Raw genomic sequence first — 14,547 nt, forward strand, 5'->3', positions numbered from 1 at the left:
TTCCTTACTGCGCCTGCACGCGCAGCTCTGCTGCGCTACGACTACGGTGACCCAACAGGGCTTTAACATCGCTGGACTTCGGCTTCACCAGCGCGAATTTCGCAGAGAACGCCGGCCAGTTCGCCAGGATCTCTTCGCCGCGCGAAGAACCGGTATGCTGCACGTGTTCGGTAATTAAGCCGCGCAGGTGTTCTTCATGGATGGCCAGCGTATCAACGTCCAGCACTTCCACCAGTTCCGGGTTCACGCGTTTGCGGAACTCACCGTCTTCATCCAGGACGTAGGCAAAACCGCCCGTCATGCCCGCGCCAAAGTTCACGCCGGTTTTACCCAGGACGCACACAATTCCGCCCGTCATGTATTCACAGCCATTATCGCCGATGCCTTCCACCACGGTGATGGCGCCGGAGTTACGCACCGCAAAACGTTCTCCCGCACGGCCCGCGGCAAACAGACGGCCGCCGGTTGCGCCGTACAGACAGGTATTGCCGATGATGCTCGCTTCATGGCTGCGGAAGGCTGAACCAACCGGAGGACGCACCGCCAGCAGACCGCCCGCCATGCCTTTTCCAACGTAGTCGTTGGCATCGCCGGTCAGGTATAACTCAACCCCGCCTGCGTTCCACACGCCGAAGCTCTGACCCGCGGTACCGCTGAAGTGGGCGGTAATCGGATCCGACGCCAGGCCCTGATCGCCGTGCGTTTGCGCGATGTAACCGGAGAGAGACGCACCCACGGAACGGTCGGTGTTGCGGATATCAAACCAGAACGTTTTACTCTGCTTCTCATCCACATACGGCTTCGCCTGTTGCAGCAGCTGTGCGTTCAGCACGCCGTTGTCGAACGGCGGGTTGTTCTCGGTACAGTAAACCGCTTTGCCAGGATGCGGCTGAGCGGTTTCCAGCAGCTTAGACAGCTCCAGCTTCTGCTGCTTGGCCGTGAAGCCCTCAAGCTCTTTCAGCAGGTCGGTACGGCCAATCAGGTCTACCAGACGCTTCACGCCCAGCTGCGCCATCAGCTCGCGGGTTTCACGGGCGATGAAGTCAAAGTAGTTAGTCACTTTGAACGGCAGACCGTGGTAGTGATTCTTACGCAGCTTTTCGTCCTGGGTAGCAACGCCCGTTGCACAGTTGTTCAGGTGGCAAATACGCAGGTATTTACAGCCGAGCGCAACCATCGGGCCGGTACCAAAGCCGAAGCTTTCCGCTCCCAGAATCGCCGCTTTGATGATGTCGAGGCCGGTTTTCAGTCCGCCGTCCACCTGCAAACGGATCTTGTGACGCAGGCCGTTAGCGACCAGCGCCTGCTGGGTTTCCACCAGGCCAAGCTCCCACGGACAACCTGCGTATTTCACGGAGGAGAGCGGGCTTGCGCCGGTGCCGCCGTCGTAACCGGCGATAGTGATCAGATCCGCATAGGCTTTCGCCACGCCGGTGGCAATGGTGCCAACGCCCGGTTCGGAAACCAGCTTCACGGAGATCATCGCTTTCGGGTTGACCTGTTTCAGGTCGAAAATCAGCTGCGCCAGATCCTCGATAGAGTAGATATCGTGGTGCGGCGGCGGGGAGATCAGCGTCACGCCCGGCACTGAATAACGAAGCTTAGCGATGTATGGGGTGACTTTATCACCCGGCAGCTGACCGCCTTCACCCGGTTTCGCCCCCTGCGCGACTTTAATCTGAATCACATCGGCGTTGACCAGGTACGCTGGCGTTACGCCAAAGCGACCGGACGCCACCTGCTTGATACGGGACACTTTGTTGGTGCCGTAGCGGGCCGGATCTTCACCGCCTTCGCCGGAGTTGGAGTTGCCGCCGATGCTGTTCATGGCTTCCGCCAGCGCTTCGTGGGCTTCCGGGCTCAGCGCGCCGATGGACATCGCCGCGGTGTCGAAACGTTTGAACAGCTCAGACGCGGGCTCAACCTCGTCAATGCTGACCGCTTCATCACCCGGATTGAGGGCAATGAGATCGCGCAGCGTCGCTGCCGGACGGTTGTTCACCAGCTCTGCATACTGCTGATAATCGCTGTACTCGCCGCTCTGCACCGCCTGTTGCAGCGTGCGCACCACGTCCGGGTTATAAGCGTGATACTCGCCCCCGTGGACATATTTCAGCAGGCCGCCCTGTTCCAGCGGCTTACGTGCCAGCCAGGCGCGCTTCGAGAGGTTCACCAGATCCTGCTGGAAGTCAGCAAAACCGGCGCCGCCGATACGGCTGACCACGCCCTGGAAGCAGAGATTAGCGACCTCGTCATGCAGGCCGACCGCTTCAAACAGCTTCGAGCAACGGTAAGAGGCGATGGTCGAGATGCCCATTTTGGACATGATCTTGTACAGACCTTTGTTGATGCCGTTACGGTAGTTCAGCATCACAGCACGGTAGTCTTTGTCGATTGCGCGGGTATCCACCAGGCGGGCCAGCGTTTCGTAGGCCAGGTACGGGTAGATCGCCGTCGCGCCAAAGCCTAACAGCACCGCAAAGTGGTGCGGGTCGCGCGCGCTCGCGGTTTCAACAATGATGTTGGCGTCGCAGCGCAGGCTCTTGTCCACCAGACGCGTCTGGATAGCCCCCACCGCCATGGGGGCAGGCACCGGCAGACGGTTTTTGGCGATGTTGCGGTCAGACAGCACCAGCAGAACGGTGCCGTTACGCACCATCTGCTCGGCTTTGTCGCACAGCGCGTTCACCGTCTCTTCGAGGCTCGTTTCAGTCACGTCGAAGGTGATATCGAGCGTGTCGGCGCGATAGTGCTCCTCAGTCATGGTGGTGAGCTGTTTGAAATCGGAGTACAGCAGGATCGGTGATTTAAAGGTCAGACGATGCGCCTGGCCTTCGGCTTCACAGAAGACGTTCATCTCACGGCCGATGCTGGTGGCCAGCGACATAACGTGGGCTTCACGCAGCGGATCGATTGGCGGGTTGGTGACCTGCGCAAACTGCTGACGGAAATAGTCGTAAATAATGCGTGGCTGGCTGGAGAGCACGGCGAACGGGGTATCGTCACCCATTGAGCCGACCGCTTCCTGGCCGTTTTCGCCGAGCACGCGAATAACCGAGTCCAGCTCTTCCGCGCTGTAGTTAAACTGCTTCTGGAAGCTCGCGAGAGTGTCATCGTCCAGCTCGCGGCTGCCCACGTCTTCGTCCGACAGATCTTCAAACGGCACCAGACGACGCACGTTTTTCTCCATCCACTCTTTGTACGGATGGCGGCTCTTCAGATCGTTGTCGGTTTCGGCGGAATGCAGAATGCGTCCACCGCGGGTGTCGATCACCATCAGCTCGCCCGGACCGACGCGGCCTTTCTCGACCACTTCGTCAGGCTGGTAATCCCAGATCCCGACTTCAGAGGCGCAGGTGATGAGCTTGTCTTTGGTGATGACGTAGCGTGCCGGACGCAGACCGTTACGGTCCAGGTTACAGGCGGCAAAACGACCGTCGGACATCACGATGCCTGCCGGGCCGTCCCACGGCTCCATGTGCATGGAGTTAAAGTCGAAGAACGCGCGCAGCTCAGGGTCCATATCCGGGTTGTTCTGCCAGGCCGGTGGCACGAGCAGACGCATGGCGCGCACGATATCCATCCCGCCTGCCAGCAGCAGTTCCAGCATGTTATCCATGGAGCTGGAGTCTGAGCCGGTTTCGTTCACGAACGGCGCGGCATCGTGCAGATCCGGGATCAGCGGCGTCTGGAATTTATAGGTACGGGCGCGGGCCCACTGGCGGTTACCGGTAATGGTGTTGATCTCGCCGTTATGCGCCAGGTAGCGGAACGGCTGCGCCAGCGGCCAGCGTGGAACGGTGTTGGTGGAGAAGCGCTGGTGGAACAGGCAAATGGCCGATTCCAGACGCAGGTCCGCCAGGTCCAGGTAGAAGCGCGGCAGGTCAGCCGGCATACACAGGCCTTTATAGATGTTCACCAGGTTAGAGAGGCTACAGACGTAGAACTCTTTATCGTCCTGAAGACGTTTTTCAATGCGGCGGCGGGCGATAAACAGACGGCGTTCCATATCACGCGGACGCCAGCCCGCAGGCGCGTTGACGAAAATCTGTTCAATACGAGGCAGCGAGGAGAGGGCGATTTCACCGAGCACCCCTTCGTTGGTTGGCACATCGCGCCAGCCGACAATCGACAGGGTTTCACGCTGAAGTTCTTCTTCAACGATGCGGCGTGACGCGGCAGCTTTTTCAGGATCCTGATTCAGGAACAGCATACCGACAGCGTAGTTTTTGGCTAAACGCCAGCCGCGCTCTTCCGCCACGATGCGGAAGAAACGATCCGGTTTTTGCAGCAGCAGGCCGCAACCGTCCCCGGTTTTACCATCGGCAAGGATGGCGCCACGGTGCTGCATACGGGCCAGTGCGTGAATAGCAGTACGCACTACCTTGTGGCTAGGTTCGCCTTCTATGTGGGCGATCAGGCCGAAACCACAGTTATCCTTCTCAAGGGATTTATCGTACAACATATCAGTGAACCTCCCCAGGCTCGTCGGGCTTCCCACTGAACTTTACCGTGGCGCACAGGCGCAGAAAGAGCATGGCGACGGGGTTAGCGTTTCATACGCGGACCTCGCATTCGCCCTCTTTTTCATCCTTTCGCGCAGGTAAACAAGTTTGAGGACTTGCTTCAGAGGGAATCTCAATTACTGCATAAATATGATGAGCAGGCCGCTCATCCAGAAAGCTTCCAGCGGATTTCCAACTTATCGGGAATTGGTACACAGGTCAAATGGCAATCTTATTTATACAAAAATGTGCTAAAGCGTGGTTATCTTTTTGTTTTTATTGTCTATTTAACTATTTTTACAACCACTTAAAGCGTCGGGAAGGTGTATGGGAGTGTGATCTGACTCACTATATGAAAGCGGTATTATCGATGCAGCGTGCTGAAATGCGGATTTATAGCAGAATAATAATCTGGCGTGGCATTCAAACCCGCATAAAATCACTGTTTTTCAGTCCTGGCGCTATAAATGAAAAAAACCATCAGAACATAAGGAAAAGTAATTACGTGCAAGATGAATGAAATCTCGGTAATCGTGATTATTTATTCAAATAGATAAAGGCCGTCCAGGGCGATTGATCCAGGTCATCGCCGACAGAGGCTAAAAATGGCAGGCTTGTCCCCTTTCTTCGGGACGGTCTATCAGATTATGCAGTTACAGAAATTAGTCAATATGTTTGGTGGGGATCTTTTGCAGCGCTACGGACAAAAGGTTCACAAACTGACGCTGCACGGCGGCTTTAGCTGCCCGAATCGCGATGGCACCATCGGGCGTGGTGGCTGCACCTTCTGTAACGTGGCCTCGTTTGCTGACGAAGCCCAGCAGCATAAATCTATCGCTGAACAGCTCGCCCATCAGGCGAGTCTGGTGAACCGCGCGAAGCAATATCTGGCCTATTTCCAGGCCTACACCAGCACGTGGGCTGAGGTGCAGGTGCTGCGCTCGATGTATCAGCAGGCGGTTGCTCAAGCGAACATTGTCGGGCTGTGCGTGGGGACGCGTCCGGACTGCGTGCCGGACGCCGTGCTGGATTTACTTAGCGAGTACAAAGAGAAGGGCTACGAGATCTGGCTGGAGCTGGGCTTGCAGACCGCGCACGACAAAACCCTGCACCGTATCAATCGCGGGCATGATTTCGCCTGCTACCAGCGCACCACGCGTCTCGCCCGCGAGCGTGGATTAAAAGTCTGCTCGCATCTGATTGTCGGCTTGCCAGGAGAAGGGCAGCAGCACGGGCTGGAAACGCTCGAAAAAGTCGTCGAGACCGGCGTGGACGGCATTAAGCTGCACCCGCTGCATATTGTGAAGGGCAGCATAATGGCGAAAGCCTGGGAAGCGGGGCGGTTAAGTGGTATTGAACTCGACGACTATACGGTGACGGCGGGGGAGATGATTCGCCACACGCCGCCGGAGATTGTTTACCACCGCATCTCGGCCAGCGCCCGCCGTCCAACGCTTCTGGCACCGCTCTGGTGTGAGAACCGCTGGACGGGAATGGTGGAAATTGACCGTTATCTACAGGAGCACGGCGTACAGGGGTCGGCGCTGGGCCGCCCGTGGGTTCCCCCGCTACCGACGACGGCCGCCTAGCAGACTTCCCAGCATGCCGCGCACTATCTGGTTGGTAATCTGACGCGTCGCGCTTTTTGCCATGGTCTGAACCACACCATCGCGTTTGCCGCCGCGTGGCCCGGTGCTGCCGAACAGAATATCTTTCAGCCCGCCGAGAATGCCGTCGTCCACGGCAACAGATTGCCCTTTGGCGGCAGGCGCATCCTGCGATTCAGCAGTCGCCTGCACCCCTTTTTGCAGCATCTCGAACGCGGATTCGCGATCCACCTCGTCTTCATACTTCCCGTACACCGGGGAGTGGTTGATCAGGCCGTTGCGTTCATCGTCCGTTACCGGCCCCATGCGCGAGCAGGGCGCAATCACCATCGCACGCTCGACAACTGTCGGGCTGCCTTTTGCATCGAGGAACGAAATCAGCGCTTCACCGGTGCCCAGCGCCTGAATGGCGGTTTCGGTATCAAAGGCCGGATTGGCGCGCATGGTTTGCGCCGCGGCTTTCACCGCTTTCTGATCTTTCGGCGTAAAGGCGCGCAGGGCGTGCTGCACGCGGTTACCCAGTTGCCCCAGTACGTTGTCCGGAATATCCGAAGGGTTTTGCGACACAAACCAGACCCCGACGCCTTTGGAGCGGATCAGGCGGATAACCTGTTCAATTTTATCCAGCAACACCTGCGGCGCGTCGTTAAACAACAGGTGCGCTTCGTCAAAGAAGAACACCAGTTTGGGTTTTTCCAGATCGCCTGCTTCCGGCAGTTGTTCGTACAGTTCAGAGAGCATCCACAGCAGGCTGGCGGCGTAAAGCTTCGGCATCTGGTAGAGCTTCTCTGCGCTCAGAATGTTGATAATGCCTTTGCCGTTGCTGTCGGTACGCATCCAGTCTTTGATATCCAGCATTGGCTCGCCGAAGAAGTGTTCGGCCCCCTGTTGCTCCAGCGTCAGGAGCCCGCGCTGAATGGCGCCCACCGAGGCGCTGCTGATATTGCCGTACTGGTTCTGGAAGGATTTGGCGTTATCGCCAATGTACTGGGTGATGGCGCGCAGATCTTTGAAGTCGAGCAGCAGTAGCCCCTGATCGTCGGCGATACGGAAGATAATGTTCAGCACCCCGGACTGCACGTCGTTGAGGTTAAGCAGACGAGCCAGCAGCAGCGGGCCGAGGTCGGAGACGGTGGCACGCACCGGATGCCCTTTTTCGCCGAAGATATCCCAGGCCACCACCGGATTGCCGTGCGGCGTCCAGTCCGTGATGCCGATATTTTTCAGGCGCTCGAGGAGTTTTTCTGACGCTGCGCCTTCCTGAGCCACCCCGGTTAAATCGCCCTTCACGTCAGCCATAAAAACCGGCACGCCAGTCTCTGACAGCGACTCAGCCAGCTTTTGCAGGGTGACGGTTTTTCCCGTCCCGGTCGCGCCGGTGATCAGGCCATGACGGTTCGCCATCGCGGGCAGTAAAAACAGCTCTTTTTCCAGCGTCCTGGCGATTAACAATGGTGTACTCATGATGCACGTCCTCTCGTAGTCCTGGGTGGAGTATAGGCAACCTGACGGTAAAATGTCTGCGTAAATTCCTCACTTTGCGGCGCATTATCCAGTGCGGACTATGCTTTTGCATACGGTAAACAAAATTTTGGGAAACTATGTCCAGATTCTTTTTTAACGACCGCAAACAGCTTGTCAACGATGCCATAGAAGGCATACTTCTCTCCGCGCCGCACGGTAATCTCGTCAAACTGGATATCGATCCGGCCATCCGCGTGGTGGCACGCGGCGACTGGGACAAAAGCCGCGTGGCGGTGATCTCCGGTGGCGGCTCCGGCCATGAACCGGCACATGCCGGGTTCGTCGGTAAAGGCATGCTTACCGCAGCGGTGTGTGGCGATCTGTTCGCTTCCCCAAGCGTGGATGCGGTCCTCAATGCCATTGTGGCGGTGACGGGCGACCGTGGCTGCCTGCTGATTGTGAAAAACTACACCGGCGACCGGCTTAACTTTGGCCTGGCGGCGGAAAAAGCCAAACGCTACGGCCTGAAGGTCGAGATGGTTATCGTGGCGGATGATATCGCCCTGCCAGATAACAAGCAGCCGCGAGGTATCGCGGGAACGGCGCTGGTGCATAAGATTGCGGGATATGCGGCAGAGCAGGGGAAATCGCTAAACGACGTGCGGGATATTGCGCAACAGGCCTGCGATAACCTCTGGAGCCTGGGGGTTGCGATGCAAACCTGTAACCTGCCGGGTAGCGACGATGAAGAGGGGCGCATTAAACAAGGCCATGTCGAGCTGGGGCTGGGTATTCACGGCGAGCCGGGAGCATCCGTCGTGGATACGCAAAACAGCAAAGCCATTATCGACACGCTGGTGACGCCGCTAAAAGCCCAGGCGGGTGACGGGCGCTTTGCGGTGCTGATCAACAACCTCGGCGGCGTATCAGCGCTGGAGATGGCTCTGCTCACCAAAGAGCTGGCGCATTCGGCGTTGAAAGAGAACATTGCGTATCTGATTGGCCCGGCGCCGCTGGTGAGTGCGCTGGATATGAAAGGCTTTTCGCTAACGCTGTTAAAGCTCAACGATTTCTTCGAGAAGGCGATTCACGCCGGGGTCGAGACGCTGGGCTGGCAGAAGCCAGTCGCGTTCGCACCCCTGCGTACCGTCCCCCATAGCGCCCTTCATGATCGCGTGGAATATACCCCGTCGGACAATCCGCAGGTGAGCGAGGCCGTCGCCTCGGTAACGAAAACATTGATCCAGCTGGAAAATCGCCTTAACGCGCTGGATGCCAAAGTAGGCGATGGCGATACGGGCTCCACCTTTGCGCAAGGGGCGCGGGATATTGCGCAGCGACTTGAGGAGAACAACCTGCCCCTTAACGACGTGCCGACATTACTCCTGCTGGTAGGCGAGCGGCTGGCAACGGTGATGGGCGGATCGAGTGGGGTGTTGATGTCGATCTTCTTCACGGCGGCAGGACAAAAGCTTCACGATGGACAGCCGCTACCTGAAGCATTGCTGAGCGGACTGGCGCAGATGAAGCAGTATGGCGGCGCAGATCTCGGCGATCGTACGCTGATCGATGCCCTGCAACCGGCGCTGGAGGCGTTACAGAAAGGCAATATTCAGGCAGCAGCGCAGGCTGCGCAGCAGGGCGCCGAAGCAACGGCGAAAATGGCGAAAGCGGGAGCGGGGCGCTCGTCGTACGTGAATAAAGAGAATCTGGACGGGGTGATGGATCCGGGAGCGGTCGCGGTGGCGGAAGTGTTTAAGACCATGATAGATGCAAAACGGTAACAACCGTTACCGTTTTTAGTGTTTGCGCCCTCTCCCTGTGGGAGAGGGTTGGGGTGAGGGCATCAGGCCGCACATTCCCCGGCAAACTTACATCAGAAATCCGCTTTCAACACCACGCGGTAGCGGGCTTTGCCGTCGCGCACGTGCTGGATCGCTTCGTTGATTTTTGACATCGGATACAGCTCGGTGGTTGGCGTCACTTTTGTGCGTCCGGCAAACTTCATCAGCTTGCGCAGCTCGTACGGTGTCCCGGTCGCGGAACCTGACACGCTGCGATCCCCGCCGATCAGGGTAAACGCCGGAACCGGCAGCGGCTTCATCACCGCACCCACGGTGTGGAAGTTACCGCCGTAGGCCAGGGCTTCAAAGTACGGCTGCCAGTCGAGATCGACGTTCACGGTATTGATGATCAGATCAAACTGACCCGCCAGTGCGGTAAGCGCCTGCGGATCGCGGCTGTTCACCACTTTATCCGCACCCATCGCCAGCACTTCCTGTTCTTTCGCCGGGTTAGAGCTGAACGCCGTCACTTCACAGCCCATCGCGTGCAGCAGCTTGATGGCAATATGCCCCAGCCCGCCAATCCCGATCACGCCCACGCGGCTGGTGGCGGTAATGTGATGCATCAGCAGCGGTTTAAAGACGGTGATACCGCCACACAGCAGCGGACCGGCGGATTCGATATCAATGCTGTCCGGCAGCGGGATAACCCATTGCCAGTCGGCGCGCAGCTTATCGGCGAAACCGCCCTTGTTCAGGATGGTCGGCGTTGCGCCCTCAAGGCAGTTGATCTGGTTGCCGCTGATGCAGGCGTCGCAGTGGCCGCAGCTGCGTGCCGTCCAGCCGATACCCACGCGCTGGCCCACTTTCAGCCCTTTGTCCTGCGCGGCGCTGCCGAGCGCCACGACGCGACCAATGACTTCGTGCCCGGCCACCAGCGGATAGCTGGAGAAGCCCCATTCGTTATCGATCATCGAGAGATCTGAGTGGCAGATCCCGCAGTAATCAACCTGTACTTCGACGTCTTCCGCTTTTAGTTCGCCCGCATCGTACTCGTACAGCTCAAGTTCTGCACCCGCCTGCGGTGCGGCGTAGCTTTTTATCTTCGACATCGCATTTCCCCTGTTTTGGTGTGAACTGTGAGTGTAGAGCATTCAGTTTACAGACGCTTAACAGAAGACGGCAGGAACGAAACTTACAGACTTTTCAGCATCCTGACTTCGCAGTCCACGTGGCCCGTGCAGCCCAGTGGCGCATCGATATGCTCAAAGCCGAGATGTTCATACAGGCCAATGGCCTCTTTAAGGAAAGCGGTGGTTTCAAGGTAGCAACGTTTAAAGCCCTGTGAGCGTGCATGTTCCAGGGCGACCAGCGCCAGCTTTTTCGCCAGGCCTTGTCCGCGTATCGTTGGCAGGAAATACATTTTCTGGAGTTCACAGATATCCGGCTCGCTGCAAAGCAGTGGGGCAATGCCGCCGCCGCCCACGACCTGGCCGTCCTGCTCGATGACCCAGTAGGCATGGCCCGGCTGGCTGTACAGCTGAAAAAGTTCGTCCAGATTGGGGTCGGCCACGGTGTAGCCTTTGTCGGCGGTCAGGCCATATTCGGCAGAAACCGTTCGGATAACGGCGGCGATAGCCGGGTTGTCTTGCTCAGTGATCCGACGCAGTGTCGTCGCGACGGGGGTAATCACGCTCATAGCATTACTCATAACAAAAATTGACACGCAACTGCTGTTAATAGCACCGCAGAAAGGGGAGTGCAAGCGAGGAGTTTTCAGGAAGGATACCCCTTACGCCCTGAAGCGTAAGGGGTAAAAGCATTACAGGGCTGCGATAACCGCCTGCTGCTCGATCAGTTTGGTCTTCGCATCGGCGAAGGCAACCAGACGCTCACGCTCTTTGGCGATGACCGCTTCCGGCGCGCGGGCCACAAAGCCCTCGTTCGCCAGTTTGCTTTCGATTTTGCCAATTTCCACGTCGACTTTCGCCACTTCTTTCGCTAGGCGCGCCAGCTCCGCGTCTTTGTCGATCAGACCCGCCATCGGGATCAGCAGCTCCGCGCCGTCGATGATTTTGGTCACGGAAACCGGACCTTTGTCATCGGCAGGCAGCACGGTGATGCTTTCCAGACGCGCCATGGTTTTCAGGAAGGTGTTGTTCTCGGTGACGCGACGAACGGCAGCTTCGCTGCAACCGCGCAGCAGCAGCTCCAGTGGTTTACCCGGCGCGATGTTCATTTCCGCGCGGATGTTACGTACCGCAACAATCGCCTGTTTCAGCCACTCGGTATCCGCAGACGCGGCTTCATCCACTTTCGCGGCGTCGAATGCCGGGAATGGCTGGAGCATGATGGTATCGGCGTTAATACCGGCAATCACCTTCACGCGCTGCCAGATGGTTTCGGTGATGAATGGAATGATCGGGTGCGCAAGGCGCAGCAGACCTTCCAGAACGGTAATCAGCGTATTACGCGTGCCGCGCAGTTCCGCTTCAGAACCGCCGTTCATGACCGGCTTCGCCAGCTCCAGGTACCAGTCACAGAACTGGTTCCAGGTGAATTCGTACAGGATGCCTGCCGCGATGTCGAAGCGGTAGCTGTCCAGCGCGTCGCGGAATGCTTTCACCGTCTGGTTAAATTCCGCCAGGATCCAGCGGTCTGCCAGAGACAGGGTCATTTCGCCGCCGTTAAAGCCGCAATCCTGATCTTCGGTGTTCATCAGCACGAAGCGGCTGGCGTTCCACAGCTTGTTACAGAAGTTACGGTAACCTTCCAGACGCTTCATATCCCAGTTGATGTCACGACCGGTGGAGGCCAGCGCCGCCAGGGTGAAGCGCAGGGCGTCGGTACCGTGAGATTCGATCCCGTTCGGGAACTGCTTCTCGGTACGCTTGCGGATTTTCTCCGCCAGCTGCGGCTGCATCATGTTGCCGGTACGTTTTTCCAGCAGCTCTTCCAGAGAGATACCGTCCACCATATCCAGCGGGTCGATAACGTTACCCTTGGATTTGGACATCTTCTGGCCTTCGTCGTCGCGGATCAGGCCGGTCATGTAGACGGTATGGAACGGAACCTGCGGCTTGCCGTCTTCGTCTTTGATGAAGTGCATGGTCATCATGATCATGCGGGCAATCCAGAAGAAGATAATGTCGAAGCCGGAGACCATCACGCTGGTTGGGTGGAACTGACGCAGCGCGTCGGTGTTTTCCGGCCAGCCGAGGGTGGAGAAGGTCCACAGCGCGGAGGAGAACCAGGTGTCCAGCACGTCTTCGTCCTGGCGCAGGGCAACGTCAGCGCCCAGGTTGTTTTCCTGACGCACTTCCTCTTCGGTGCGGCCAACGTAGACATTGCCTTCGTTGTCGTACCACGCCGGGATACGGTGACCCCACCACAGCTGACGGGAAATACACCAGTCCTGAATATCGCGCATCCAGGAGAAGTACATGTTTTCGTACTGCTTCGGCACGAACTGAATGCTGCCGTTTTCAACCGCTTCCACAGCCGGTTTCGCCAGCACGTCGGCACGCACGTACCACTGGTCGGTCAGCATTGGCTCGATAACCACGCCGCCACGGTCGCCGTACGGCACGGTCAGATCGTGAGGTTTAATCTCTTCCAGCAGGCCGAGCGCGTCAACGGCGGCTACGATGGCTTTACGCGCGGCAAAGCGCTCCAGCTTCTGGAACTCAGCCGGGATGTCGCTGGAATAAACGTCGGATTCGTTGCCTTTGGTGTCATACACTTCTGCGCTTTCGCGGATATCGCCGTCGAAGGTCAGAATGTTGATCATCGGAAGTTGATGGCGACGACCGACTTCATAGTCGTTGAAGTCATGCGCCGGGGTGATTTTCACGCAGCCGGTGCCTTTTTCCATGTCGGCGTGTTCGTCGCCCACAATCGGGATACGGCGGTTCACCAGCGGCAGCACCACGAATTTGCCGATCAAATCTTTATAACGCGGATCTTCCGGGTTAACGGCCACGCCGGTATCGCCCAGCAGGGTTTCCGGACGGGTGGTCGCCACCACTAGGTAATCTTTACCGTCGGCGGTTTTTGCACCGTCGGCCAGCGGATAGCGGATGTGCCACATGGAGCCTTTAGACTCGCGGTTTTCCACTTCCAGGTCAGAGATGGCGGTACGCAGTTTCGGGTCCCAGTTGACCAGGCGTTTGCCACGGTAAATCAGGTCTTCTTTGTACAGGCGCACAAAGACTTCTTTCACGGCGTTGGACAGGCCTTCATCCATGGTGAAGCGCTCGCGCTCCCAGTCTACGGAGTTGCCGAGACGGCGCATCTGACGGGTAATGGTGCCGCCGGATTCTGCCTTCCACTGCCAGATTTTGTCGATGAACGCGTCGCGACCGTAGTCGTGGCGGGTTTTACCCTCTTCAGCGGCAATTTTACGCTCAACCACCATCTGGGTCGCGATACCCGCGTGGTCAGTCCCCGCCTGCCACAGGGTGTTTTTGCCCTGCATGCGCTGGTAGCGGATCATGGTATCCATGATGGTCTGCTGGAAAGCATGCCCCATATGCAAACTGCCGGTGACGTTCGGCGGCGGGATCATGATGCAGAAGGACTCTTTGCTTTCGTCGCCGTTAGGCTTGAAATAGCCCTGCTGTTCCCAGTGCTCGTAAAGCGGCTGTTCGATATCGCGTGGGTTATATGTCTTTTCCATTATTTCCAGGTTGCCGTATTCAGGTTAAAACCGGCCAGGCGGTACGCTTTGTAGCGTTCGCGCGCCAGTTGTTTCAAAGATTCTTCGTAAGGGACAAAGTCTACCACTTCTGTGAAAGCGGTGGCAAAATCTGCAAAATCTGTCCGCAGGCTAATGAGAATGTCGCGCGCGCTGCTGTTGCGTTTTTGCGGCCAGGCAATCTCCACCGGTGCCCCGCCGCGTGGACCTTCGCCCGACAGGTTATGCGGAACAAAACTCTCCGGCGGGCGCGCCCATAGCGCTTCATCCAGGCGAATCGCCTGCTGCTCATCTTCACAGGCAATCAGGACGCGTTTACCTGCGCGCCAACGTTCTGCGGCAATTTCACACACCAGCTGTTCAACGGCGCTGAGGCCATCCTGATGGGTGTCGTTGTCCAGAAGGTAGAACGTTGCATTCTTCATATATGGGGCTTCTTGTCGTGGATTTAAATGCAAAGCCGGGTGGCGCTACGCTTACCCGGCCTACGG

At 57.8% G+C, this 14,547-nt stretch carries 8 protein-coding genes; 2 read left to right on the plus strand and 6 right to left on the minus strand.

Annotated elements, in window-relative coordinates; genetic code table 11:
* Nucleotides 1-4: 4 nt before the first annotated feature.
* Entirely contained in the window at nt 5-4,465 is a 4,461-nt protein-coding gene (gltB, locus tag RHN82_RS12135; protein ID WP_047051247.1) for a glutamate synthase large subunit, read from the minus strand.
* Nucleotides 4,466-5,152: 687 nt separating this feature from the next.
* Here gltB and RHN82_RS12140 point away from each other — a divergent pair.
* Nucleotides 5,153-6,094: a TIGR01212 family radical SAM protein gene (locus RHN82_RS12140; protein ID WP_100245277.1), complete on the plus strand. Its 942-nt coding sequence runs from the start codon at nt 5,153-5,155 to the stop codon at nt 6,092-6,094.
* On the opposite strand, the gene RHN82_RS12145 is transcribed toward RHN82_RS12140, so the two are convergent.
* Nucleotides 6,074-7,576 (minus strand): helicase HerA-like C-terminal domain-containing protein, encoded by a 1,503-nt coding sequence (locus RHN82_RS12145; RefSeq protein WP_032618933.1) that lies wholly within the window; start codon nt 7,574-7,576, stop codon nt 6,074-6,076. The genes RHN82_RS12140 and RHN82_RS12145 overlap by 21 nt on opposite strands.
* 137 nt (nt 7,577-7,713) lie before the next feature.
* On the opposite strand from RHN82_RS12145, the gene RHN82_RS12150 reads away from it, so the two are divergent.
* Nucleotides 7,714-9,360, plus strand: coding sequence for a dihydroxyacetone kinase subunit DhaK (locus RHN82_RS12150; RefSeq protein WP_047051245.1), 1,647 nt, complete (start codon nt 7,714-7,716; stop codon nt 9,358-9,360).
* A 92-nt stretch (nt 9,361-9,452) separates the two neighbouring features.
* On the opposite strand, the gene RHN82_RS12155 is transcribed toward RHN82_RS12150, so the two are convergent.
* From RHN82_RS12155 to holC, 4 genes are all read right to left on the minus strand, one after another.
* Entirely contained in the window at nt 9,453-10,472 is a 1,020-nt protein-coding gene (locus RHN82_RS12155) for an NAD(P)-dependent alcohol dehydrogenase (RefSeq protein WP_047051244.1), read from the minus strand.
* Nucleotides 10,473-10,555: 83 nt separating this feature from the next.
* Nucleotides 10,556-11,059, minus strand: coding sequence for a GNAT family N-acetyltransferase (locus RHN82_RS12160; protein WP_047051243.1), 504 nt, complete (start codon nt 11,057-11,059; stop codon nt 10,556-10,558).
* Nucleotides 11,060-11,182: 123 nt separating this feature from the next.
* Nucleotides 11,183-14,038, minus strand: a complete 2,856-nt coding sequence (locus RHN82_RS12165) for a valine--tRNA ligase (RefSeq protein WP_017382726.1) — start codon at nt 14,036-14,038, stop codon at nt 11,183-11,185.
* Nucleotides 14,038-14,481 carry a DNA polymerase III subunit chi gene (holC, locus tag RHN82_RS12170; RefSeq protein ID WP_003861884.1) on the minus strand — a complete coding sequence of 148 codons (444 nt, stop codon included), beginning with the start codon at nt 14,479-14,481 and terminating at the stop codon, nt 14,038-14,040. Before holC ends, RHN82_RS12165 begins: the two co-directional genes overlap by 1 nt.
* Nucleotides 14,482-14,547: the final 66 nt, after the last annotated feature.

Origin of the sequence: Enterobacter cloacae complex sp. EB5, assembly GCF_031432835.1 — a bacterium.
Taxonomy (GTDB): Bacteria; Pseudomonadota; Gammaproteobacteria; order Enterobacterales; family Enterobacteriaceae; genus Enterobacter; species Enterobacter hormaechei_C.

Coding starts and splice junctions, on each gene's coding strand:
- holC (WP_003861884.1), bottom strand. CDS start 14,481: ATGAAGAATGCAACGTTCTACCTTCTGGACAACGACACCCATCAGGAT.
- gltB (WP_047051247.1), bottom strand. CDS start 4,465: ATGTTGTACGATAAATCCCTTGAGAAGGATAACTGTGGTTTCGGCCTG.
- RHN82_RS12140 (WP_100245277.1), top strand. CDS start 5,153: ATGCAGTTACAGAAATTAGTCAATATGTTTGGTGGGGATCTTTTGCAG.
- RHN82_RS12165 (WP_017382726.1), bottom strand. CDS start 14,038: ATGGAAAAGACATATAACCCACGCGATATCGAACAGCCGCTTTACGAG.
- RHN82_RS12150 (WP_047051245.1), top strand. CDS start 7,714: ATGTCCAGATTCTTTTTTAACGACCGCAAACAGCTTGTCAACGATGCC.
- RHN82_RS12155 (WP_047051244.1), bottom strand. CDS start 10,472: ATGTCGAAGATAAAAAGCTACGCCGCACCGCAGGCGGGTGCAGAACTT.
- RHN82_RS12145 (WP_032618933.1), bottom strand. CDS start 7,576: ATGAGTACACCATTGTTAATCGCCAGGACGCTGGAAAAAGAGCTGTTT.
- RHN82_RS12160 (WP_047051243.1), bottom strand. CDS start 11,059: ATGAGCGTGATTACCCCCGTCGCGACGACACTGCGTCGGATCACTGAG.